The sequence below is a fragment of the Neoroseomonas eburnea genome, assembly GCF_018129005.1.
Taxonomy (GTDB): domain Bacteria; phylum Pseudomonadota; class Alphaproteobacteria; order Acetobacterales; family Acetobacteraceae; genus Neoroseomonas; species Neoroseomonas eburnea.
Genome location: NZ_JAAEDL010000003.1, coordinates 200,223 through 221,605, shown reverse-complemented (window position 1 = coordinate 221,605; position 21,383 = coordinate 200,223). Strand labels below are relative to the sequence as shown.

General features: G+C 70.9%; 23 protein-coding genes. 18 read left to right on the top strand and 5 right to left on the bottom strand.

Annotated elements, in window-relative coordinates:
* Positions 1-19: 19 nt before the first annotated feature.
* The 3 genes from GXW74_RS05005 to GXW74_RS04995 all read left to right on the top strand — a co-directional run bounded on the left by GXW74_RS05005 (position 20) and on the right by GXW74_RS04995 (position 2,527).
* Positions 20-427, top strand: coding sequence for a ketosteroid isomerase-related protein (locus GXW74_RS05005; protein ID WP_211845178.1), 408 nt, complete (start codon positions 20-22; stop codon positions 425-427).
* A 163-nt stretch (positions 428-590) separates the two neighbouring features.
* Positions 591-1,337, top strand: a complete 747-nt coding sequence (locus GXW74_RS05000) for an HNH endonuclease (protein WP_211845177.1) — start codon at positions 591-593, stop codon at positions 1,335-1,337.
* A 56-nt stretch (positions 1,338-1,393) separates the two neighbouring features.
* Positions 1,394-2,527 (top strand): M20 family metallopeptidase, encoded by a 1,134-nt coding sequence (locus GXW74_RS04995; RefSeq protein WP_211845176.1) that lies wholly within the window; start codon positions 1,394-1,396, stop codon positions 2,525-2,527.
* Positions 2,528-2,638: 111 nt separating this feature from the next.
* On the opposite strand, the gene GXW74_RS04990 is transcribed toward GXW74_RS04995, so the two are convergent.
* Together GXW74_RS04990 and GXW74_RS04985 are read right to left on the bottom strand one after the other, a co-directional pair.
* Positions 2,639-3,454, bottom strand: a complete 816-nt coding sequence (locus GXW74_RS04990) for a S49 family peptidase (RefSeq protein WP_211845175.1) — start codon at positions 3,452-3,454, stop codon at positions 2,639-2,641.
* Between the two features lie 60 nt (positions 3,455-3,514).
* Positions 3,515-4,141: a hypothetical protein gene (locus GXW74_RS04985; RefSeq protein ID WP_211845174.1), complete on the bottom strand. Its 627-nt coding sequence runs from the start codon at positions 4,139-4,141 to the stop codon at positions 3,515-3,517.
* Between the two features lie 243 nt (positions 4,142-4,384).
* On the opposite strand from GXW74_RS04985, the gene GXW74_RS04980 reads away from it, so the two are divergent.
* The 8 genes from GXW74_RS04980 to GXW74_RS04945 all read left to right on the top strand — a co-directional run bounded on the left by GXW74_RS04980 (position 4,385) and on the right by GXW74_RS04945 (position 10,901).
* Positions 4,385-5,017 (top strand): isochorismatase family protein, encoded by a 633-nt coding sequence (locus tag GXW74_RS04980; RefSeq protein WP_211845173.1) that lies wholly within the window; start codon positions 4,385-4,387, stop codon positions 5,015-5,017.
* Positions 5,014-5,835 carry a hypothetical protein gene (locus GXW74_RS04975; protein ID WP_211845172.1) on the top strand — a complete coding sequence of 274 codons (822 nt, stop codon included), beginning with the start codon at positions 5,014-5,016 and terminating at the stop codon, positions 5,833-5,835. Before GXW74_RS04980 ends, GXW74_RS04975 begins: the two co-directional genes overlap by 4 nt.
* A gap of 285 nt (positions 5,836-6,120) precedes the next feature.
* Complete coding sequence (locus GXW74_RS04970) at positions 6,121-6,870, top strand: maleate cis-trans isomerase family protein (RefSeq protein WP_211845171.1); 750 nt, start codon at positions 6,121-6,123, stop codon at positions 6,868-6,870.
* Positions 6,870-7,379 carry a GNAT family N-acetyltransferase gene (locus GXW74_RS04965; RefSeq protein ID WP_211845170.1) on the top strand — a complete coding sequence of 170 codons (510 nt, stop codon included), beginning with the start codon at positions 6,870-6,872 and terminating at the stop codon, positions 7,377-7,379. The genes GXW74_RS04970 and GXW74_RS04965 overlap by 1 nt, the downstream gene beginning before the upstream one ends.
* Positions 7,376-7,804 (top strand): CoA-binding protein, encoded by a 429-nt coding sequence (locus GXW74_RS04960; protein ID WP_211845169.1) that lies wholly within the window; start codon positions 7,376-7,378, stop codon positions 7,802-7,804. The genes GXW74_RS04965 and GXW74_RS04960 overlap by 4 nt, the downstream gene beginning before the upstream one ends.
* Positions 7,805-7,914: 110 nt before the next feature.
* Positions 7,915-8,691 (top strand): DUF2076 domain-containing protein, encoded by a 777-nt coding sequence (locus tag GXW74_RS04955; protein WP_211845168.1) that lies wholly within the window; start codon positions 7,915-7,917, stop codon positions 8,689-8,691.
* Positions 8,692-9,179: 488 nt separating this feature from the next.
* Positions 9,180-10,037, top strand: a complete 858-nt coding sequence (locus GXW74_RS04950; protein ID WP_211845167.1) for a LysR family transcriptional regulator — start codon at positions 9,180-9,182, stop codon at positions 10,035-10,037.
* 63 nt (positions 10,038-10,100) lie between these two features.
* Positions 10,101-10,901: a YdcF family protein gene (locus GXW74_RS04945; RefSeq protein WP_211845166.1), complete on the top strand. Its 801-nt coding sequence runs from the start codon at positions 10,101-10,103 to the stop codon at positions 10,899-10,901.
* Positions 10,902-11,041: 140 nt separating this feature from the next.
* On the opposite strand, the gene mltG is transcribed toward GXW74_RS04945, so the two are convergent.
* The 3 genes from mltG to GXW74_RS04930 are packed head-to-tail and all read right to left on the bottom strand — an operon-like array spanning position 11,042 to position 13,621.
* Positions 11,042-12,049 (bottom strand): endolytic transglycosylase MltG, encoded by a 1,008-nt coding sequence (gene mltG, locus GXW74_RS04940; protein ID WP_338148141.1) that lies wholly within the window; start codon positions 12,047-12,049, stop codon positions 11,042-11,044.
* 13 nt (positions 12,050-12,062) lie between these two features.
* Positions 12,063-13,346, bottom strand: a complete 1,284-nt coding sequence (gene fabF / locus GXW74_RS04935; protein WP_211845164.1) for a beta-ketoacyl-ACP synthase II — start codon at positions 13,344-13,346, stop codon at positions 12,063-12,065.
* 35 nt (positions 13,347-13,381) lie between these two features.
* Positions 13,382-13,621, bottom strand: a complete 240-nt coding sequence (locus tag GXW74_RS04930; protein WP_211845163.1) for an acyl carrier protein — start codon at positions 13,619-13,621, stop codon at positions 13,382-13,384.
* A gap of 244 nt (positions 13,622-13,865) precedes the next feature.
* On the opposite strand from GXW74_RS04930, the gene GXW74_RS04925 reads away from it, so the two are divergent.
* From GXW74_RS04925 to lptG, 7 genes are all read left to right on the top strand, one after another.
* Positions 13,866-15,449 carry an ABC transporter substrate-binding protein gene (locus GXW74_RS04925; RefSeq protein ID WP_211845162.1) on the top strand — a complete coding sequence of 528 codons (1,584 nt, stop codon included), beginning with the start codon at positions 13,866-13,868 and terminating at the stop codon, positions 15,447-15,449.
* Between the two features lie 413 nt (positions 15,450-15,862).
* Positions 15,863-16,420 (top strand): chromate transporter, encoded by a 558-nt coding sequence (locus GXW74_RS04920; RefSeq protein WP_211845161.1) that lies wholly within the window; start codon positions 15,863-15,865, stop codon positions 16,418-16,420.
* Complete coding sequence (locus tag GXW74_RS04915; protein WP_211845160.1) at positions 16,417-16,941, top strand: chromate transporter; 525 nt, start codon at positions 16,417-16,419, stop codon at positions 16,939-16,941. The genes GXW74_RS04920 and GXW74_RS04915 overlap by 4 nt, the downstream gene beginning before the upstream one ends.
* Positions 16,942-17,010: 69 nt before the next feature.
* A complete protein-coding gene (locus tag GXW74_RS04910; RefSeq protein ID WP_211845159.1) occupies positions 17,011-17,331 on the top strand; it encodes a hypothetical protein in 321 nt (106 codons plus the stop codon).
* Positions 17,332-17,434: 103 nt separating this feature from the next.
* The gene (locus tag GXW74_RS04905) at positions 17,435-18,862 is read left to right on the top strand and encodes an FAD-binding oxidoreductase (RefSeq protein WP_211845158.1); all 1,428 of its coding nucleotides are present in this window, start codon (positions 17,435-17,437) and stop codon (positions 18,860-18,862) included.
* Positions 18,863-19,097: 235 nt separating this feature from the next.
* Positions 19,098-20,252 carry an LPS export ABC transporter permease LptF gene (gene lptF / locus GXW74_RS04900; protein ID WP_211845157.1) on the top strand — a complete coding sequence of 385 codons (1,155 nt, stop codon included), beginning with the start codon at positions 19,098-19,100 and terminating at the stop codon, positions 20,250-20,252.
* A complete protein-coding gene (gene lptG / locus GXW74_RS04895; protein ID WP_211845156.1) occupies positions 20,249-21,373 on the top strand; it encodes an LPS export ABC transporter permease LptG in 1,125 nt (374 codons plus the stop codon). Before lptF ends, lptG begins: the two co-directional genes overlap by 4 nt.
* Positions 21,374-21,383: the final 10 nt, after the last annotated feature.

Sequence of the window (21,383 nt, the reverse complement as noted above, 5' to 3'; positions counted from 1 at the left end):
CCCCGGCAAGGAAACCACCTTGAACGCCGCCGCAGACCTGATCCGTTCCTATCTGGATGCCTTCAACCGGGGCGACCGGCCCGCGATGCTGACCCTGCTGACCGAGGATGTCGCCCACGACATCAACCAAGGCGGCCGGGAGACGGGCCGCGACGCCTTCGCCGCCTTCATGGCGCGGATGGACCGCTGCTACCGGGAACGACTCACGGATATCGTGGTCATGGCCGAACCTGGCGGTACCCGCGCGGCGGCGGAATTCGTGGTGGAGGGGGAATACCTCGCGACCGACGAAGGCCTGCCCGAGGCCAAGGGCCAGACGTATCGACTGCCGGCCGGGGCCTTCTACGAGGTCCGGGACGGGCGGATCGCGCGGGTGACGATGTTCTACAATTTGCCGGATTGGGTCAGGCAGGTGGAGGTGCGCTGAGGAGTTCCACCGAGGTCCTTTGCTCGCCCCGGGGCCGATCCGGCAGGGGGGGCCTATGCGCCGAGTGCCGGCCTGGTTCAAATGTCACCACCGCAATGCAACCCGTGGACATCGTGGCAAAATCAGCACGTGCACATTCGGGACGATGGAAAGGAAAATCCGCATGAATGCAAAAAAAGATCCAAAAAAGTTTCATTATACAGTTGAAATTATTAAAGAAGAAATGAATTTAGCTGGCGGAGAAATAAGAATAGAAGATTTAATGGAAAATCTGATGACAAAATACCCACAGATAAAAATAAAATATAAATTTCCAAGAAAAACATTGCAAGGATTTATACAGTATAGGTCAAGCGATTCAGAGGCGTACGGAAAAAAAGAGGATATCTTTTACAATAAGAAGCCAAAAGGAAGTGGAGTATGGGGGCTGCGGCGGCTTGCGATATCGACTGAAAAAGCATCCCGGCAGTCACTTCGGGGCGCAGGGATTGCCGACCTCGATGATTTCATCGAGGCCTTCGAAGGAACACCGCGCGTCGTCGAACATGTCATGCGAGAGCGCAGCCCGGCACTGATCCGCGCTTTCAAGCAGAGTCTTCGGTCTTGGTCCTGCACTGTGTGCGGGTTCGACTTCGCCGCGCAGTATGGGGACATCGGCAAGGGCTTCATTGAGGCGCATCACGCCGTGCCGCTGGCCAAGGCCGGCGCAGGCCGCAAAGTGAAGCCCAGCGATCTCATGGCCGTCTGCTCGAACTGCCATCGGATGCTCCATCGCCTCGACGACCTGCAAATGGACACGCTTCGCCAGTGCATCGCGGATGCCAAGGAAAGCCCGCCTCGTGACCGCAGCGCGGGCGGCACGGCATCCCCAACATCGCGTGCAAGCGTCTCGCGTGGCAGGGCCGGATGAGCGGGGATTCAAGAGGTAAGGCTTCGGCGCTCATCAGCGCTCCTGAAATGACGGCGATGTTCGACCTGACCTCCGACACCCTCCTCTCCGCCGTCCGCGCCTGGGTGGACATCGAAAGCCCCACCCAGCACGTCCCGGGCGTCAATCGCGTCGCCGACCATGCGGAGGCCCTGTTGCGCGGCCTCGGCGCCGCCATCGAGCGCACCCCCGGCCGCGACGGCTTCGGCGACATCCTGATCGGCCGCGTGCCGGGCCAGGAGGCCGGGCCTGGCCTGCTGCTGCTCGGCCACATGGACACGGTGCACCAGCCCGGCAGCTTCGCCTTCCGGCGCGACGGCGGCCGTGCCTACGGCCCTGGCATCTACGACATGAAGGGGGGCAATGCGATCGCGCTGGCCGCGCTGCAGCACCTGCACGCCACCGGCCGCCGCCCGCGCCTGCCGGTCAGCTTCATGATGATCCCGGACGAGGAGATGGGCAGCCCCTCCTCCCGCCCCGCCATCGAGGCCGAGGCGGTGAAGCACCGCGCCGCCCTGGTGGTGGAACCGTCGGGGCAGGGCGGGCGGCTGACCATCGCGCGCCACGGCATCGCACGGTGGCATTTGCGCACCCTCGGCCGCAGCGCGCATGCCGGCGCCTACCATGCGGAAGGCCGCAGCGCGGTGCGGGAGATGGCGCACCACATCCTGGCGCTCGAGTCGCTGACCGACCACCCGCGAAATTTCTACGTGAACATCGGCATCGTGCAGGGCGGCACGCATGAGAACATGGTCCCCGCCGAATGCCGCGCCATCTGCTACGCGCTGGTGCCGACGGCGCAGGAGGAAGCCGAGCTGCGCGACGCCATCCATGCCTTGCCGCAGCACGACCCCGATGTGCGGACCGAGGTGACGCCGGGCCTCGGTCGCCCGCCCTTCGTGAAGACGCCGGCGATCCAGGCGCTCTACGACCATGCCGCGGCGCTGGCGCGGGAGATCGGCTTCGAGGTGGCGGGTGAACGCATCGCCGGCGGCGGCAGCGACGGCAACTTCACCGGCGCGCTCGGCGTACCGACGCTGGACGGGCTCGGCGTGATCGGTGGCGGCCCGCACACCACCGAGGAATATCTCGACATCGCCTGCCTGGTGCCGCGCACGCGGCTTCTGGCGCGGATCTTCGAGACGCTCGGTCCGGGAACGGCAGGGCTTTGAACGCCCTCACGCCATCGCACGGCCGCCCGAGGCCCTTCCCGACCACGTAACGGGTTCCGAGGGCCTTTCGGCCCTCGGCGGGGGGTGGAGGGGGGCAGGGCCCCCCTCCTTCTACAATCCCAGCCTCGCCCAGGCCGCGCGTTCCTCGGCGGCCTGGGCGATGGCCTCGACGCCCTCCCGCGCGCCGGGGATCAGCCGCCAGGGGAACGGCCGCCGGCGCTGGCCGAGGCGGATGATCTTCACCTTCTCCCCGAAGCGGCGCTTCGCCTCGGCTTCCGCATCGCCGAGCGCATCGGCGAGGCCAAGCTCCACCGCCTCCCGCCCGGTCCAGAAGCGGCCGGTGAAGAGGCTGTCCTCGGGCGCCTTGAGCTTTTCCCCGCGGCGGGCGCGGACCCAGGCCTTGAACTCCTCGTGCAGCTTCGCGAGCAGATCCTCAAGGCGAGCGACGTCCTGCTCCCGTTCCGGCCGGAAGGGGTCGAGGAAGGATTTTTCCGCCCCCGCGGTGCGCAGCCGCCGCTCCACGCCGAGCCGCGCGATCGCCTGGTCGAAGCCGAAGCCGGCGCTGATGACGCCGATCGAGCCGAGGATCGAGGCCGGATCGGCGATGATCTCGTCGGCCGCGCAGGCGATCCAGTAGCCGCCGGAGGCCGCCGCGTCCTCGACCACGGCGATGGCCGGGATCTTCTTCTCCTCCGCCAGGCGCCGGATGCGCTGTGCGATGAGGGAGGACTGCACCGGCGACCCACCGGGCGAATTCACCACCAGCATCACCGCCGAGAGCCGCCGGATGCCGAAGGCGCGGTCCAGCAGCGGGCCGATGGCGGCCGCGTTCAGCCCCCCGCCGAGCGGGTCGGGGCGGGCGGCGATCAGGCCGGCGAGGCGCAGCAGCGCCACGCGCGGCGCGCGGTGGAGGAGGGAAAAGGCCATGCGCCATAGATGCCGCCTTGCCGCCCGGCATCAAGCGGCCTCGCGCGCGGCCCCGGCTGCCTACGGCGTGACGCGCAGCACGATCCCGGCGAAATTGTAGGTCACCGTGCCGACCTGCTGCGTCGTTCCGAAGGGCGCGTTCATCCATGCGACGATGCCGGGCAGGGTATCCTCGGTGCCGCCATCGGGGTTCATGACGCTGAAGCTGCCGTTCCACCGGCGCGCCAGCACCCAGTGGGTCAGCCCCGATGGCAGCACGACGACGAGCATGAGCCGCGCATCGCCGTCGAAATCCGATTCCTTGAAGGGATCGGCCACGTCGCGCTTCTCACGCGGCAGGCCCTGGATGTCGGCCTTGTAGCCGGCGTAGGCGACCTCGAAATCCGGCGAATGCGCACGCAGCCCGGCTTTCCCGGTCTTCGCGCGGTCCTCGATGATCGACGCCTTCAGATTGAAGTCGCTGGAGAGGATGGCGACGATCTTGGAAACCTCGGATTCGTCGTTCTGGCCGCGCCAGATGCGCTGATAGACATCCTTCGCGTCGGAATCATTCGGCTGGCCGGCATAGGTGCCGAACTCCGCCGCCGTGCACAGGATGCAGGATGCGCCGCAGGCCTTGTCGCCATTGATGCCGAGATTCTGCTGCGACTGCGTGATGCCGTTCTGGTCATGCTGGAACAGTGGCATGGCGTCAACTCCCGCTGTCCTGCGCGCGTCGCCTGCGAGAACAATCCGCATACCAAACGATTGCATGGCCGCGCCGCCGCGGAAAGGGCTTTCCGTGCCCGCCCGAGGGGGTTGCACGGCTCCCGCCCCCGGCGGGCGGCATGGAGGCGGGCGTACGGCCCGGCTTGCAGGGCAGCGCGCCCCGGCGGAAGCTTGGCAGGATGGGGCGTGGCCCTTGGACGTCCAGCAGCCAGGACATTCCCGATGAGCGGGCACCCCGAAGCCGACATCTACCACCGCCAGGGCATGGGCAATCCGTCCGGGATCGGCGACAGGCCGGCGCTGGTGATCGTCGATTTCGTCGAGGGCTTCGCGGACCCGGCGCATTTCGGCGGCGGCAACATCGGCCCCGCCATCGCGGAGACGGTCGGCCTGCTCGCCTTCGCCCGCCGGCAGCACTGGCCGGTCGCGCATACCCGCGTGGTCTATGCGGAGGACGGATCGGATGCCGGCGTCTTCACGCTGAAGGCACCGAGCCTGCGCAAGCTGACGGAGACCAGCCCGCTGTCGCAGATCGTGCCGGAGCTCGCGCCGCGGGCGGGCGAGCTGATTGTCCGCAAGCAGGGCGCCTCCGGCTTCTTCGACACCAGCCTTGCGGCCTGGCTGGCCTTCCGGCGGGTGGACACGGTGGCGGTGGCGGGCTGCACCACCTCGGGCTGCGTGCGGGCGACGGTCGTCGATTCCATGCAGCACAATTTCCGCACCGTCTGCGTGATGGATTGCGTCGGAGACCGCGCGCTGGCGCCGCATGAGGCGAACCTCTTCGACATCGGCCAGAAATACGCGGACCTGATGACGCGGGCCGAACTCGAAGCCGCCTGGATGGCGCGGCCGTGAGCCTGGCGGAGGTCCGCGAGGCCGAGGCCACCCCCGCCGTCGCCGTGGTCTATGCCGGGCTGCGGGCCGGTGTGGGCGTCGCCCAGGTCAACCTGATCTGGCGGCACGCGGCGGCCTTGCCTGGGGTGCTCGACTGGCTGTGGGCGCAGGCGCGGCCGGTGCTGGAAAGCGGCGCGGCGGCCGGGGCGCGGGACCGCATCGCTGCGCGCATGACGCTGCCGCGGTTGCCGCGCGCCGAGGCCCCGCCCGATGCCGTCGCGCTGGTCGAAACCTACAGCCGCGGCAACCTGACCAACCTCGCGGTGCTGACGGCGATCCGGCTGCGTGCCGCGGGACTTGCGCCCGGCGCGCAGGGTGCCGCGGCCGAGGTTGGGGCGATGCTGCCGCCGCCACCGCCTTTGGCGCGCCTGGCGGAATTGCCGCCGGCCTCGGCTGCGGTGGCGCGCGCGCTGGCGGCGCGGCATGGCCTGTCGGATCCCTCGGTGGTGCCGAGCCTGTATCTCCACCTCGCGCAGTGGCCCGAGGTCCTCTCGGCGCTTCCTGGCCTGCTGGCGCCGCTGTTCGACGGCGGCGTGCTGGCGGCGTCGCGCGATGCCGCCGTGGCGGCGGCGGAGGCTGAGGCCCCCGGCCTGATCGCGGGCCTTGGCGCCGCGCCGCCGCCGCCGGTGGCGCTTGCTGCCTTCGAGCCGAGGCTTGCGCTGTTCACGCGGGAGGTGATCCCCGGGATGGTGCCGGTCGGGCTGGCGCTGCGGGATGCGTTCGGGGGGAAGGGAACTTCCCCCCGAACCCCCCAACCTTCCTTGGGACTTGGAGACTGATCTCGGCAGTCATGCCAACGGCACGAGTCATTGACTCGTGCCGAGGCCGCGAATGCGGTCCGGCGAAGCCAGGCAAACCGGAGGTTCGCGCCCGGCGTCCGAGGGCAGGAAAAGCCGGATACCAGCGGCCGCGCATGGCGGCCGCTGGTATCATTTCCCAAAGGACAAGGAAGGGAGGGGGAGCAGGGGAGGTTCTCCTCCCCCGCCCTTCCCGATGGCCGGGGCTGGTGCTGCATCGCCCCTGTGGCAGGCTGCGCACCCTCGGCGAGGGGACAGGAGGCGGCGATGGACAGGGACGTTCTGGGCTGGCGCAGGCTGTTCGGCGTGATGGGCCCGTCCACCAACACCGTCGTGCAGCCGGACTACGACATGATGCGCCCGCCCGGCGTGACCAACCACTATTCGCGCATCTACACGCCGAATGCCGATGCCGTCTCCAACGAGACCTTCCGCGCCGGCATCGAGGTGATCGGCGGCAATACGCTTGATGCCGTGCGCAGCGTGATGACCTGCCGGCCCGACTACCTGGTGATGGGCATGTCCGCCGTGACCTTCTTCGACGGCGCCAAGGGCGCGGACCGCTTCATCCGGCAGGTGAAGGAGGTCTCGGGCCTCGATGTCTCGGTCGGCAGCCATGCCTGCACGGCGGCGCTGCAGGCCTATGGCGGGGTGAAGCGCATCGCGGTGTTCTCGCCCTACTGGCCGACGATGAACGCGGAGGTCACGCGGTATTTCGGCGACATGGGCTTCAGGGTGGTGCGCGACATCGCGCTGCAGTGCCGGTCCTGGACCGGCATCGCGCAGGTGCGGCCGAAGCAGTGCGCGGAGGCGATCAGGCGCCTCGACGGCGACGACGTGGACGCGATCGTGCAGGTCGGCACCAATCTCTCGATGGTGAAGCTCGCGGCGATGGCCGAGATGTGGCTCGGCAAGCCGGTGATCGCTATCAACGCCGCGACCTACTGGCACGCGCTGCGCGCCAACGGGATCACGGACAGGGTCGAAGGCTGCGGCCGGCTGCTCGAGGAGTTCTGATGACGATCCGCCCCGCGACGGAGGCCGACCTGCCGGCGATCACCGCGATCTACAACGAGGTGATCGCGACCTCGACGGCCATCTACGCCGATGATCCGCTGACCGTCGACGACCGCCGCGCCTGGCTCGGGTCGCGCCGCGCGGCGGGTTTTCCGGTGCTGGTGGCGGAGGAAGGCGGGGCGGTGCTCGGCCTGTCCTCCTTCGGCGCCTTCCGCGCCTTTCCCGGCTATCGCCACACCGTCGAGCATTCGGTGCATGTGCGGGCGGATGCGCGCGGCAAGGGTCTCGGCACCGCGCTGGTCGCGGCGCTGTTCGATCCGGCGCGCGCGCTCGGCATGCATGTGATGATCGCGGCGGTGGACGCGGCGAACGAAGGATCGATCCGCATGCACGAACGGCTCGGCTTCGCGCGCGGCGCAGTGCTGCGCGAGGTCGGGCGCAAGTTCGGCCGCTGGCTGGATCTGGAGCTCATGCCGAAATTCCTCGACGCGCCGGGGGCGCCGCGATGACCGATGCTGAGATCCGCGACCTGCTGTTGCGCACGCGCCGCATCGCCGTGGTCGGCGCCTCCGACCGGCCCGGGCGGCCGAGCCATGGCGTGTTCCGCTTCCTGCTCGACCACGGCTACGACGCCATCCCGGTGAACCCGGCGCTGGGCGGTCGGCCGGTGCATGGCGTGGCCTCGGTGGCGAAGCTGGAGGCGGCGGCGCCGCTCGACCTGGTGGACGTGTTCCGCCGCAGCGCCGAAGCGGGCGCCGTGGTGGATGAGGCGATCCGACTCGGGGCGCGGGCGGTGTGGCTGCAACTCGGCGTGGTGGACCAGGCGGCGGCAGCGCGCGCCCGCGCGGCGGGGCTCAGCGTGGTGATGGATCGCTGCCCGGCGATCGAATGGCGGCGGCTGGGTCTGCCGCCGCGCGTTCCCGCCGTCGTGTGACACTTCGCGACGTGCCTTGAAACGCACCTCGGTTCGGGCCACTTCGCCGCCGGACGGGGGCGCGCCGGTCAGGCCTGCGTCCGCAGCCATGTCGGGAGAGGACGAGACGCATGACGGATGAGGAACGGCGGATCATCACCGCCTTCGTGGAGCGGATCAGCGGCGCCGCGCCGGTGGCGCAGGCGCCGAGCGGCCCCTGGGGCGCGACCGGCCCCGCGCAGCGGCCGAACCTGCCGCCGGTGGACCCGGAGGCCGATCGCCTGATCGCCGACCTCTTCGCCCGCTACCCCGAGGCGCGCTACCGCATCACCCAGTCGGCCTTCGTGCAGGAAGCGGCGCTGATCGAGGCGAACAACCGCATCCAGCAGCTCGAATGGGAAGTCGAGAACGCCCGCCGCCAGGGCCAGGCCCAGGCGGCGCAGGCCGGCGGCGGGGGCATGTTCGGCGGGCTGTTCGGCGGGCGTTCCAACGCGCCGATGCCGCCGCCGATGCCGCCCCGGCCGCAGCCGCAATATCCGGCGGGCTACAGCCCGCAGGCGCTGCAGCAGCAGTCGCGCGGCGGCATGGGCTTCCTCGGCACCGCCGCAGCGGCGGCGGCGGGCGTGGCCGGTGGCATGCTGATCGGCAACATGCTGATGGGCGCGCTGGGTGGCGGCCATGGCGCGGCGCAGGCGGCGAGCCCCTTCGGCACCGGCGGGCAGGATGCGACCCCGACCTCCTCCCCCTGGACGGACCCGGCCTCGGCCACTGGCGGCGAGAAGGCCCCTGCAGAGTCCGGCTGGGGACAGCAGGACGCCGCCGCGGCCCAGGATGCCAGCGCCACCGACCAGGACGCCTGGGGCGCCCAGGATGACGGCGGCGACTGGGGCGGGGACGAAGAAATCTGAGGTCCTGACCGCCGAAGCCCGGCGGGCCTCGTTGCCGGGCCGTGGGCGCATGGCGCCCGCGGTTCGTCGATCCCGTGCCCGCGCCGGGAATCGGTGCGGGCGAGGATCGCGGCGGGAGGCGAGGTCCCGTCGGCATGGCCTGCCGCAGGCAGCGGACCACCGCTGCTTCGCGCAGGCGGGGCGGATAGGCCGCAGCGCCGGCCTTGCCGGCCCGGGGCGCTGCTGCGGACCGAATCCGCGGGCTGGAGCGGCATCCGTTCCCATCGGCCCACGGCAGCCGCTCCAGGCCTGCGGTTTCGCGAGCATCTTCACCTGATCGGGGTGAATCCGCCTGATCGGGACCCGCGCCGGCGGCCGCGGGGCGGGTGGCGGATCGGGGCCATTCCGGCCGCGGGCCGGGTTGCCTGGCGGCGGCCCCACCGCCAGCATCCGGATATTCATTTGCATGCCTCATTGACGCGGCCGCCGGCATGATGATCTCTCATGCCATGCGCGTTCCCGATCTCGATCTCGACCTGCTGCGCGGCTTCGTCACCGTGGCCGAGCGCGGTGGCTTCACCGCCGCCGGCACCGCCCTCGGCCTGACCCAGTCGGCGATCAGCCTGAAGGTGAAGCGGCTCGAGGACATCCTCGGCAAGCGCGTGCTCGACCGCGGCGGCCGCGGCGTGGCGCTGACGCGGGAAGGGGAGACACTGCTCGCCTATGCCCGCCGCATGCTGGCTCTGAACGACGAGGCCGTGCGCCGCATGATCGCCCCGCCGGTCGCGGGGCGGCTGCGGCTTGGCGTTGCCGACCATTTCATCCCGCGCAACCTCGCCCCCGTGCTGGCCCGCTTTACCCAGACCTACCCGGAGGTCCGGCTGGAAGTGGAGGTCGGCCGCAGCCACGAGCTCCGCGCGGCGATGGCCGAGGGCACGCTCGACCTGGTTCTCGGCAAGCGGCGTGACGGCGAGACCGAGGGCCGCCCGGTCTTCACCGAAACCATCGTCTGGGTCGCGGCCCCCGGATGGGAACCGCCGCAGGACCGGCCCCTGCCGATCGCCATGCTGCCGCAGGGCTGCATGTTCCGCGACCGCGCGCTCGCCGCCCTGGCGCGGGCCGGGATCGCCTTCGAGGTGCTCTACACCTCGGCCTCGCTGCTCGGGGTGGCGGCGGCGGCGCAGGCGGGTTTCGCGGCGACCGTGCTCGGCCGCACCGGGCTGCCGCCGGGGCTCGTGGAACTGGCGGGCCTGCCGCCCTGCGGCACGGCGGAGATGTGCCTGTTCGGCGATGCGGAGGGCCGTTCCGCCCTGGTCGAGCCGCTGGTCGGCTTCATCCGCGCGAGCCTCGAATCGGCGGCGGGCTGACGATGGCGGCCATGCTATGCGGCCGCCACAGAAACGACGTCTCCGCGCCGGACAGAGAGGCCCATGACCGACATCCTCTTCGCGATCTCCAAGATCCTGTGGTTCCCGGCGCGGCCGGGGCATTTCGCGCTGATCGTGGGCTTCCTCGGCCTGTTCCTGCTCTGGCGCGGGCGGCGCGGCGGGCGGTGGCTGGTGCTCGCTTCCCTCGGCTTCTTCCTGATGCTGGTCGTCACGCCGGCCAACCAGTGGCTGATGCTGCCGCTGGAGGACCGCTTCCCACGCCCCGCGCAGGTGCCCGAACGCGTGGACGGCATCATCGTGCTCGGTGGCGCGGTCGACCAGAACATCACCGAGGCGCGCGGCATCCCCTCCCTCAACGGCGCGGCGGAGCGGATGACGGAGGGCGTCGTCCTCGCCAACCGTTACCCGCAGGCGCGGGTGGTCTTCACCGGCGGGCAGGGGTCCTTCGTCCACGGCCAGACCACGGAGGCCGATGTCGCGCGCATGCTCTGGACCGCGATGGGCATCCCGCCGGAGCGCGTGATCTACGAGGACGCGGCCCGCAACACCCATGAGAACGCGGTCCTCACCCACCGACTGGTGCAGCCAAAGCCGGGAGAGGTGTGGCTGCTGGTGACCTCGGCGGCGCACATGCCGCGCTCGGTCGGCGTGTTCCGCGCGGCGGGCTGGCGCGACATCGTGCCCTGGCCGGTCAACTACCGCACCGGGCACTCCTGGGCGGTCTGGTACGACGCGCCCTTTCCGGAACGGCTCGGGCAATTCGAATGGGCGTTCCGGGAATGGCTCGGGCTGGCGGCGTACTACCTGATGGGGCGGACCGAGAGCGTGCTGCCGGCGCGGTGAAGGTCGGGGGAGGGGAACCTCCCCCGATCCCCCTCCCTTCTTTGTCACTTGGGAACTGACATCGGAGGTCAGTCCCCATGTGACAAAGAAGGTTGAGGGGGGGGGCCGGGGGGAGAAGTTCCCTTCTCCCCCGCCTTCCATCACCGCGTCGCGTTCCGCCGTTCGATCTCCCGCCACCGCGCCACGTTCCTGTTGTGCTCCTCCAGCGTGCGCGCGAAGGCGTGCCCGCCGGTCCCGTCCGCGACGAAATACAGCGCGTCCGTCGCATCCGGCCTGGTCGCCGCCTCCAGCGAGGCGCGCCCCGGGCTGGCGATCGGCGCCGGCGGCAGGCCGCGGTTGCGGTAGGTGTTGAACGGGTGGTCCCGCTCGAGATCCGCGCGGCTGATCGCACGTTCCATCGGTTCGCCGCCGGTCGCGGCGTAGGCCACGGTCGGGTCCGACTGCAGCGGCATGCCGCGCCGCAGGCGGTTCACGAAGACCCCGGCGACCTGCGCCCGTTCCTCCGCCCGCCCGGTTTCGCGCTCGACGATCGAGGCGAGCACCAGCGCCTCCCGCGGGGAGTTGAGAGGCAGGTCGGGCGCGCGTGCCGCCCAGGCCGCGGCCAGGGCGCGCTCCATCGCCGCCGCGGCGCGGCGGATGATGGCGGCGCGGCTCTCGCCCCATTCGTAGGCGTAGGTTTCGGGCAGCAGCTCGCCTTCGCCGATCGCCGGGGCTTCGCCGACCAGGCCATCGGTCCGTTCGAGGAGTGCGCGGATCTGGTGGGCGCTCAGCCCTTCGGCGATGGTCAGGCGGCGCTGCACGGGGCGTTCCTCGCGCAGGATGCGGAGCACCTCGGAGAGCGGCGCACCGGCGGGAAAGGCGAATTCGGCCGCCCGCAGCGGCCCCTGGTCGCGGGTGACCCAGGCGGCGAGGGCGAAGGCGCGCGCGTCGCGGATGACCCCGCGCGCGGCCAGCGTCGCGGCGATGGTTTCGGTGCCGCCGCGCGGGATGACGATACGCGTGGGCTCGGCGAGCGGGCCCGGCGCGGACCAGCCATGATACGCGGTGCGCGCAGCCCAGCCGCCGCCGGCCAACAGGCCGAGCAGCACCACGAGCGCGACGCCCGCACGCCGCAGGCGCCGCCGCAGCGGCGGCGTGCGCCTGGTCACGCCCTCCGGCGCCTCAGGGGGCGGCGCGGAAGACGATGCTGGCGTTGGTTCCGCCGAAGCCGAAGGAGTTGGACAGGGCGACATCGATCTTGCGCGGCTGGGCCTGCAGCGCGACACGGTCGATCGCGCTCTCGCGCGACGGCTTTTCCAGGTTCAGCGTCGGCGGGGCGACCTTGTCGCGGATGGCGAGGATGGAGAAGATCCCCTCGACCGCGCCGGCCGCGCCGAGCAGATGCCCGATCGCCGACTTGGTCGAGGACATCGCCAGCCCCCTGCCGGCATCGCCCCAGAGGCGCTCCACCGCTTCCAGCTCCAGGTCGTCGCCGAGCGGCGTCGAGGTGCCGTGGGCATTGACGTACTGGACGTCGGCCGGCGTCAGGCCGGCGCTGCGCAGCGCCGCGGTCATGGCGCGGAAGGCGCCCTCGTGGCCCTCGGCCGGTGCGGTGATGTGGTAGGCGTCGCCCGACATGCCGTAGCCGATGACCTCGGCATAGATCTTCGCGCCGCGCGCCTTGGCATGCTCGTATTCCTCGAGCACCACCACGCCCGCGCCCTCGCCCATGACGAAGCCGTCGCGGCCCTCGTCCCAGGGGCGGGACGCGGCCTGCGGCGTGTCGTTGAAGGCGGTGGACAGCGCGCGCGCGGCGCAGAAGCCGGCGACGCCGAGTTCGCACACCGCTGCTTCCGCGCCGCCGGCCACCATCACGTCCGCATCGCCGAGCGCGATCAGCCGCGCCGCGTCGCCCAGCGCATGCACGCCGGTGGCGCAGGCGGTGACGACCGAGTGGTTCGGCCCCTTGAACCCGTAGCGGATCGAGACCTGGCCCGAGGCGAGGTTGATCAGCGCGGAGGGGATGAAGAACGGCGAGATGCGCTTGGCCTTGCCGGAGACGGCGAGCTGCGCGGCCTCGTGGATCGTCTCGAGCCCGCCGATGCCCGAGCCGATCATCACGCCGGTGCGGCAGCGCGCCTCCTCATCCTGCGGAGTCCAGCCCGAATCGGCGACCGCTTCCTCAGCCGCGACGAGCGCGAACTGGATGAAGCGGTCCATCTTCTTCTGGTCCTTGACCGGGATCCATTCGTTGATGTCGAGCCCGCCGTCCGCCTTCACGCCGGACGGGATCTGCCCGGCGATCTTGGCCGGCAGGGCGGAGACGTCGAAGGACTGGATGCTGCCGATGCCGGATTCGCCGGCCAGCATGCGTTTCCACACATGCTCGACACCGAGGCCGAGCGGGCAGGCGATGCCCATGCCGGTCACGACGACACGTCGCGGCGAGAAACCGTTCTGGAACACGCGCTCTACCCCCCAAACCCGGTCAATTGCGGGCGTTACTCGCCCTTGTGCTTCTCGATGTACTCGATCGCGTCCTTGACGGTGGTGATCTTCTCGGCCGCGTCGTCCGGGATCTCCACGCCGAAGGCTTCCTCGAAGGCCATGACCAGCTCGACCGTGTCGAGGCTGTCCGCGCCCAGGTCGTCGATGAAGGACGCCTCGGGCGTCACCTTCGCTTCCTCGACGCCGAGGTGCTCGACGACGATCTTCTTGACCTTCTCGGCGGTGTCGCTCATCGCGTGACTCTCTCCGTTCTGCCGGGCCTGACCCGTGCCAATATGCCGACTGCGTTCCGACCGGTGCCGGCCGGACTCGCGCCCCGGGCCCCCGCGGAACCCGGCGCTTAACATGGAAGCGCGGCGGGGCCTAGGCGGTCCCGGCGGTCCCGGTCAAGGGCCAGATGGCCCGCGCCCTTGCCTGCCGACAGGGTGCGGCGTCAAGTAACGGACAACGAAAACCGTGAGGAGGCTTCCCCAACCCATGCTCACCCGCCGTTCCATCCTGGCCGCCGGCGCCGCGACCGCCGCCGCAGGCCTCACCGCGCCGGCCCTCGCCCAGGGGGCCGGGCGCAATGTCCTGCGCTTCATCCCGCATTCCAACCTGGCCTCGATCGACCCGGTCGGGACCACGGGCTACATCGTCCGCAACCACGGCTACATGGTCTACGATACCCTGTTCGCGACCGATGCCGAGTTCCGCATCCGCCCCCAGATGGTCGAATCCTGGGAAGGGTCGGGCACCGACCTGGTCTGGACCTTCCGCCTGCGCGAAGGGCTGAGGTTCCACGACAACGAACCGGTCCGGGCGCGGGACGTCATTCCCTCCCTCCGCCGCTGGGGCGCGCGCGATTCCTTCGGCCAGACCCTGATGGCCGCAGTCGCTGAGATGACGGCGGTGGACGACCGCACCTTCCGCATCCGCCTGAGCCGGCCCTTCCCCCTGCTGATCGACGCCATCGGGAAGCTGTCCTCCCAGGTGCCGTTCATCATGCCCGAGCGGTTCGCGACGCTGGATCCGAACACGCCGGTGCCCGAGGCGGTCGGCTCCGGCCCCTTCCGCTTCCTGCGCGCCGAATGGGTGCCGGGCAGCCAGGCGGTCTATGAGCGCTTCACGGGCTACGTGCCGCGCAACGAACCCTCCTCCTCCGCCGCGGGCGGCAAGCGGGTGCATGTCGAACGCGTCGAGTGGCGCATCATCCCCGACCCGGCGACCGCCGCCGCCGCGCTGCAGACCGGCGAGGTGGACTGGTACGAACAGCCGGCCTTCGACCTGCTGCCGCTGCTGCAGCGCTCCCGCGAGGTCCGTATCGAGCAGATCGACCCGGTCGGCAGCATCCTGATGCTGCGCTTCAACCACCTGCATCCGCCCTTCAACAACCCGGCCATCCGCCGTGCCGTGCAGATGGCGGTGAACCAGGCCGACTACCTGCAGGCGGTCGTCGGCAACGACCGCTACTACCGGGAATGCAAATCGGTCTTCTCCTGCGGCACGCCGCTCGCCTCCACCGAAGGCGCCGACCGCATGGCCGGCAATCTCGACCGCGCGAGGCAGATGCTGCGGGAGGCCGGGTATGCCAATGAGCCTGTCATCATCATCAGCCCGACCGACATCCCGGCGAACCACGCGCAGTCCCTCGTCACGCAGGACCTGCTGCGGCGGCTCGGGATGAATGTGGAACTGGTGGCGACCGACTGGGGCAGCGTGCTGGCCCGCCGCGCCAGCCGCAATCCGCCGGCGCAGGGCGGCTGGTCGATCTTCCATACTTGGTGGGTGGGGCCCGATCTCGCCAATCCCGCGCTGCATGCGCCGCTGCGCACGCATGGCGCCAATGCCTGGGCTGGCTGGCCGACGGATGTGGAGCTCGAGTCGCTGCGCGACCAGTTCCTCGTCGCGCCGACCGAGGCCGAGCAGAAGCGCATCGCTGGGCTGATGCAGGCCCGTGCGATGGAGGTCGTGCCCTACATCACCGTCGGCCAGATGTGGCAGCCGACCGCCTTCCGGCGGAACGTGCAGGACATCCTGCCGAGCCCCGTTCCCTTCTTCTGGAACGTCCGCAAGACCTGATGCCAACGGCCGCTATTCGCCACCGCTGGCATCGGCCGTTTCGTGCCCTCAGGCGCCGGGCGCAAACCTCCGGCCTGCCTGGCGTCGCCGGACCACCGGCGGGCCGCATTCCGGATCCCCGGTCACGTTGCAAGGCAAGGTGGCCGGGTGCCCGTCGCGGCCTCGGCACGAGTCAAGAACTCGTGCCGCTGGTGTGACGCCGCCCTTCGAGGGTTCCCAAGGCCCAGAGAAGGGAGGGGGGCGGGGGAGGTTCTCCTCCCCCGCGTCCTGTCGCCGCCCTGGCTGCGTCCCGGCCCGCATCAGCCGCCGGCGCGGCAGGTCCCCGCGCCTGGCACGTCTGCACCGCGCACAGCGCAGCCCCGACGAGCCGGGGGGATTGATCCCGCCTGCTCCCCGCTGTCCCCTGTCGCGGCATGTCCGATCCGCCGCCGCGCCCCGTCCCGACCCTGCTCGACCTGTTCCTGACCTACGGGAAGATCGGGCTGATCGGCTTCGGCGGCATCAATGCCTGGGCGCGGCGCGTGCTGGTCGAGGAGAAGCGCTGGCTGACCGACCAGGACTATGCGGAGACGCTCGGCCTCGGCCAGGTGCTGCCCGGCCCGAACGCGCTCAACGCGGCGATCATGGTGGGGGACCGGTTCCACGGCACGGCGGGGGCGATCGTCGCGCCCGGGGCGATGTTCGGCGGGCCGCTGATCCTGCTGGCCGGCCTCGCCACCTTCTACGACGCCTATGGGGAGGTCCCGCTCGTCAGGGCGGTGCTGGCCGGCGTCGCCGCGGCGGCGGCCGGGATGGTGATCGGCACCGCGGCCAAGATGACGCAGAAGCTGAAGCCGCCGCCGGCGCTGCTGGCGGTGGGGCTGACGGCGCTGGTCGCCGCGGGGGTGTTCCGGGTGCCGCTGCCCTATGTGGTGCTGGGGCTCGCCCCCTTCGGCATCTGGGCGGCGCGGCGGGCGATGCGGGCGCGATGACGGCCACGGTCTTCTGGCAGCTCGTGCTCGGCTTCGGGGCGATCTCGCTGGTGTCGGTCGGCGGCGGCATCGCCGTGCTGCCGGAGATGCACCGCCTGGTGGTCGAGGTGCATGGCTGGATGTCGGATGCCGATTTCGCCCGGCGCTTCGCCCTCGCACAGGCGGCGCCGGGGCCGAACGTGCTGGTGGTGGGGCTGTTCGGCTGGCATGTCGGCGGCATCGGCGGGATGCTGACGGCCGTGCTGGCGATGACGCTGCCGACCTCCTTCATGGCCTTCGGCTTCTCCCGCCTGCGGGCGAGGCTGGCGGGCAGGCTGTGGCTCAAGACCATCGAGCGCGGGCTGGTGCCCATCGCGGTCGGGCTGATCGCGGCCTCGGGCCTGATTCTGGCGCGCGGCACAGCGACCGGGTGGCTGCCGGCGGTGGTGACGGCGTGTTCCACGCTGTTCGTCTGGCGGACGGATTATTCGCCGCTCTGGGTGCTGGGCGCCGGCGCGGTGGTCGGCCTCGCCTTCCTCTGACGGCGCGGGCGCATTGCCCCTGCCGCCCGCACGGCCCATAGGTCCCGCACAACGCGAAGGAACGCCGACATGGACAAGGATGCGCTGACCGCCTGGGCGCTCGCCAATGGCTGGCAGATGATCGGCGGCAATCCGAGCCTGACCAAGCCGTCCTCCCCCAAGGAGGCGATCGTGCGCATGCTGCTGAAGGCGACCGTCGTCACCATCGAGGTGAAGAAGCCCGCCGGGAAATGGGAGAAGGTCGCCTCCGAGCCCTACGGCAAGGTGGAAGCCGACCCCGAGGGCGGCCCGCCGCAGGGCCTGGGCCTCGGGAAGATCCCGAGCCTGACGATGCTGATGCAGGAAAACCGTGACCGCCAGGTGTTTGCCCGGATGACCGGCAAGGGGTGAGGGTCAGGCCGGGAAGCGCGGCAGCACGGCAGGGGAGGCCAGCGCCGCGTGTCCCGTCGCGGGACGATTGACCCGGCCCTCGGTCGGGCGTTTTCTCCGCGCCATGCCTGACGCCCTTCCGCCCGATCGCCTGCTGGCCGACCTGATTTCCCTGCTCGGCCCCGCGGGCGTGCTGACCGATTCCGCGGATATCGCCCCGGCGCTGTCCGACTGGCGCAGCCTCTACCAGGGCAAGGCGCTGGCGGTGCTGCGCCCGGCCTCGACCGAGCAGGTCGCCGAATGCGTGCGCCTCTGCGCCGCCGCCGGCATCGCCATCGTGCCGCAGGGCGGCAATACCTCCATGGTCGGCGGCGCGACGCCCACCGAGGACGGCCGGTCGGTCGTGCTGTCCCTCGCGCGCATGAACCGCATCCGCGACCTCGACCCGGTCGACATGACCATGACCGCCGAGGCCGGTGTCGTGCTCAAGACCGCGCAGGACGCGGCGGCGGAATGCGGCTGCCTCTTCCCGCTCAGCCTCGGCGCCGAGGGCACGGCGACCATCGGCGGCGTGCTCAGCACCAATGCCGGCGGCAACACCACCGTCCGCTACGGCAATGCGCGCGAGCTGATGCTCGGCCTCGAAGTGGTGCTGCCCGACGGGCAGGTCTGGAACGGGCTGCGCCGGCTGCGCAAGGACAATACCGGCTACGCGCTGCGCCACCTGTTCGTGGGGGCGGAGGGCACGCTCGGCATCGTCACCGCCGCCACGCTGCGCCTGTTCGCCCGGCCGCGGGCCAATGAGGTCCTGTTCTGCTCGGTGCGCGACGAGGACGCCGCGCTCGCCGTCTTCCGCCGCTTCCGCGAGGCCGACGAAACCGCCATCCGCGCCTTCGAATACATGTCGGGCACCGGCGTCGAGTTCGCGGTGAAGCACATCCCCGGCGTGACGCTGCCGCTGGCGGAGCGGGCCGACCACTACATCCTGGTCGACCTCGCCTCGACGCGCGCCGATGCCGACCTGCAGGGCCTGGCCGAACAGGTCCTCGGCGCGGCGATGGAGGAGGGCGAGGTGCTCGACGCCGTCATCGGCGGCAACGAGGCGAAGCGCGCGGCGATCTGGCGCATCCGCGAGGAACACCCCGAGGCGCAGCGCAAGGAAGGCGCCTCGGTGAAGAACGATGTCTCCGTGCCGGTGTCGAAGGTGCCGGAGCTGATCCGCCGTGCCTCGGCCGCCTGCATCGCGCTGATCCCCGGCACCCGCCCCGTGCCCTTCGGTCATCTGGGCGACGGCAACATCCACATGAACCTCGAACAGCCGGTGGACATGGATGGGGCGGCCTTCCTCGCCCGCAGCCACGACATCATGGACACGGTGAACGAGGTGGTGCGCGATCTCGACGGCTCCTTCTCCGCCGAGCACGGAATCGGCCGGCTCAAGACCGACATGATGGAGGTCTGGCGCGGCGGGGCCGAACTCGATGCGATGAAGCGAATCAAGGCGGCGCTCGACCCCTCCGGGTTGATGAACCCGGGCAAGGTCCTGCCCTGACCTCGCGCACGAACCCGTGTCCCGGCGCCCCATGCTGCCTGCCGTGCCCGGCGCCAGGTGACGGTTTCCAAAGGCCCTGGGCCTTTGGTGGGGCGGCGTGGGGGGGCAAAGCCCCTCGATTCGTCGCATTCTGCCCCGATCCGCGCCCTCCGGTTGCATCCGTTACAGTGTAACGCCCGCTCTGCCGCAAGACTTCCGGCGCGGGGGACAAACCTCTAGGTTGCCCGCATCCCCCATGACCCGGATCGACCGCTACCTCTTCCGTCAGCTTTCGCTCGCCCTCATCGCCGTGACGGTGGGGCTGGCGGCGCTCGTCTGGCTGACCCAGTCGCTCCGGTTCATCGAGCTGGTGCTCGACCGCGGCCTCTCCATGCTGGTCTTCGTCGAGCTGACCAGCCTGATGCTGCCGTCCTTCTTCGCGGTCATCCTGCCGATCACCACCTTCGTCGTGGTGCTGTTCATCTACGTGCGGCTGGCGGCAGACCGGGAACTGGTGGTGATGCGCGCGGCGGGGCTGTCGCAATGGAGCCTGTCGCGCCCGGCGGTGCTGCTGGCGCTGCTCGCGACCGGCGCCTGCTTCGCGCTCAACCTCTGGCTGGTGCCGCTCTCCCACACCGCCTTCCGCCAGTGGCAGTTCGAGATCCGCAACCAGCTCGTCGGCGTGCTGCTGCAGGAAGGCGTCTTCTCCCAGGTGGGCGACGACCTGACCGTCTATGCCCGCTATCGCGACCCGGACGGGACGCTGCGCGGCATCCTGGTGCACGACCAGCGCGATCCCGGCGTGCCGGTGACGATCCTGGCCGAGGCCGGCCGCATCAGCACCGGCCCCACCGGCCCGCGCGTGACGCTGCTGAACGGCGTGCGCCAGCAGGTCGAGCGCGCGCCGGCGAATGCCGCCCCGGGCACGCCGCCGCTGCGGCTCAACACCCTCACCTTTTCCGAGAACAGCGTCGACCTCGCCCGCGCGACGCGGGGGGAGGAGGCGCGCAGCCGCGATTCGCGCGAGCGGCCGGTGGCCGAACTGCTCAACCCCGATCCTTCCGAGGGCCTGCGCGAGAGGGAGATCCGCCGCTTCCGGGCGGAAGCGCACCAGCGCCTGTCCGGTCCGCTGACGACGCTCACCTTCGCCCTGGTCGGGCTGGCGGTCGCGCTGACCGGCGAATTCCGCCGCCATGGCGGGGGCATGCGCATCGCCGTCGGGATCTCGCTGGTGGTCGGGCTGCTGGCGCTCGGGCTGACGGCAGGCAATCTGGCCCAGCGCGACAACACCTGGGTGCCGCTGATCTGGGTGCAGACGCTCCTGCCGGGCGTCATCGCCGCCTGGTGGCTCGGCGTCGGGCGGCGGGCCGGCCTGCGCCGTGCCCGTCCGGCGGTACCGGCCACGCCATGACCTTCGCGCGCACGCTGATGATCTACGTGGCGCGGCGCTTCGCGGCGATGACGCTCGCCATGCTCGCGGCGCTGGCCGGCCTCGTCGCGCTGTTCGACCTGATCGAGCTGCTGCGCCGCGCGGCGACGCGCCAGGATGCGACCTTCGCCCTGGTGACGCAGATCGCCGCGCTGCGCCTGCCCTTCGTGGCCATGCAGATCCTGCCCTTCGCCATCCTGCTCGGCGGCATCGTCGCCTTCTGGCGGCTGACGCGGTCTTCGGAGCTGGTGGTGGCGCGGGCGGCCGGCGTTTCCGCCTGGGGGTTCCTGGCCGGGCCGGTCGGCGTGGCGGTGCTGCTCGGCGCGGTGGCGACGACCGGCATCTCGCCGCTCTCCTCCGCCATGCTGGCGCGGGCGGAGCGGCTCGACGCGCAGTACCTGCGCAACACCAGCGGCATCTCCGCCCTCGCCGGCGGGCGGCTGTGGCTGCGGCAGGCGGATCCGGGGCTCGACCCGCGCGGCGTCGCGATCCTTTCGGGCCGCCCGGTGCCGGTGCGCGACCTGCGGCCGGGGGAGGCGTTCCGCCTCGATGACGTGAGCCTGTGGCGCCTTTCGGCCGACGACCGGCCGCTCGCGCGGCTGGAGGCGCCTTCCGCGGTGCTCGCTCCCGGCCGCTGGCTGATCACCGGTGCGGTGGTGTTCGGCGCCGACCGCATGCCGGCGCCGGCGCAGCGGCTGGAACTGGTGACCGACCTGACGCCGACGCGCATCCAGGATTCCTTCGCCAGCCCGGACACGCTGTCCTTCTGGGCGCTGCCGGACTTCATCCAGGTACTCGAATCGGCCGGCTTCTCGGCGGTGCGGCACCAGCTGCAATTCCAGTCGCTGCTCGCGCTGCCGCTGCTGGCCGCGGCGATGGCGCTGCTGGCGGCCGGCTTCTCGATGCGCTCGTCGCGCCGAGGCGGCGTGGCGCAGATGATCGGCGGCGGCGTTGCGGCCGGGTTCGCATTGTTCGTGATCGACAAGGTGACCGGCGAGTTCGGGGAGGCGGGCACGCTGCCCGTCGTATTCGCTGCCTGGGCGCCGGCGGGCGCCGGCTTCCTGCTGGCGACCGCCTTGCTGCTGCACCTTGAGGACGGCTGAAGGGGCTTGG

Excerpts from the sequence above, each read along its gene's own strand:
- GXW74_RS05000 (WP_211845177.1), top strand. The coding sequence starts at position 591 with ATGAATGCAAAAAAAGATCCAAAAAAGTTTCATTATACAGTTGAAATT.
- GXW74_RS04995 (WP_211845176.1), top strand. The coding sequence starts at position 1,394 with ATGTTCGACCTGACCTCCGACACCCTCCTCTCCGCCGTCCGCGCCTGG.
- GXW74_RS04990 (WP_211845175.1), bottom strand. The coding sequence starts at position 3,454 with ATGGCCTTTTCCCTCCTCCACCGCGCGCCGCGCGTGGCGCTGCTGCGC.
- GXW74_RS04985 (WP_211845174.1), bottom strand. The coding sequence starts at position 4,141 with ATGCCACTGTTCCAGCATGACCAGAACGGCATCACGCAGTCGCAGCAG.
- GXW74_RS04980 (WP_211845173.1), top strand. The coding sequence starts at position 4,385 with ATGAGCGGGCACCCCGAAGCCGACATCTACCACCGCCAGGGCATGGGC.
- GXW74_RS04970 (WP_211845171.1), top strand. The coding sequence starts at position 6,121 with ATGGACAGGGACGTTCTGGGCTGGCGCAGGCTGTTCGGCGTGATGGGC.
- GXW74_RS04965 (WP_211845170.1), top strand. The coding sequence starts at position 6,870 with ATGACGATCCGCCCCGCGACGGAGGCCGACCTGCCGGCGATCACCGCG.
- GXW74_RS04960 (WP_211845169.1), top strand. The coding sequence starts at position 7,376 with ATGACCGATGCTGAGATCCGCGACCTGCTGTTGCGCACGCGCCGCATC.
- GXW74_RS04955 (WP_211845168.1), top strand. The coding sequence starts at position 7,915 with ATGACGGATGAGGAACGGCGGATCATCACCGCCTTCGTGGAGCGGATC.
- GXW74_RS04950 (WP_211845167.1), top strand. The coding sequence starts at position 9,180 with ATGCGCGTTCCCGATCTCGATCTCGACCTGCTGCGCGGCTTCGTCACC.
- GXW74_RS04945 (WP_211845166.1), top strand. The coding sequence starts at position 10,101 with ATGACCGACATCCTCTTCGCGATCTCCAAGATCCTGTGGTTCCCGGCG.
- GXW74_RS04930 (WP_211845163.1), bottom strand. The coding sequence starts at position 13,621 with ATGAGCGACACCGCCGAGAAGGTCAAGAAGATCGTCGTCGAGCACCTC.
- GXW74_RS04925 (WP_211845162.1), top strand. The coding sequence starts at position 13,866 with ATGCTCACCCGCCGTTCCATCCTGGCCGCCGGCGCCGCGACCGCCGCC.
- GXW74_RS04920 (WP_211845161.1), top strand. The coding sequence starts at position 15,863 with ATGTCCGATCCGCCGCCGCGCCCCGTCCCGACCCTGCTCGACCTGTTC.
- GXW74_RS04915 (WP_211845160.1), top strand. The coding sequence starts at position 16,417 with ATGACGGCCACGGTCTTCTGGCAGCTCGTGCTCGGCTTCGGGGCGATC.
- GXW74_RS04910 (WP_211845159.1), top strand. The coding sequence starts at position 17,011 with ATGGACAAGGATGCGCTGACCGCCTGGGCGCTCGCCAATGGCTGGCAG.
- GXW74_RS04905 (WP_211845158.1), top strand. The coding sequence starts at position 17,435 with ATGCCTGACGCCCTTCCGCCCGATCGCCTGCTGGCCGACCTGATTTCC.
- lptF (WP_211845157.1), top strand. The coding sequence starts at position 19,098 with ATGACCCGGATCGACCGCTACCTCTTCCGTCAGCTTTCGCTCGCCCTC.
- lptG (WP_211845156.1), top strand. The coding sequence starts at position 20,249 with ATGACCTTCGCGCGCACGCTGATGATCTACGTGGCGCGGCGCTTCGCG.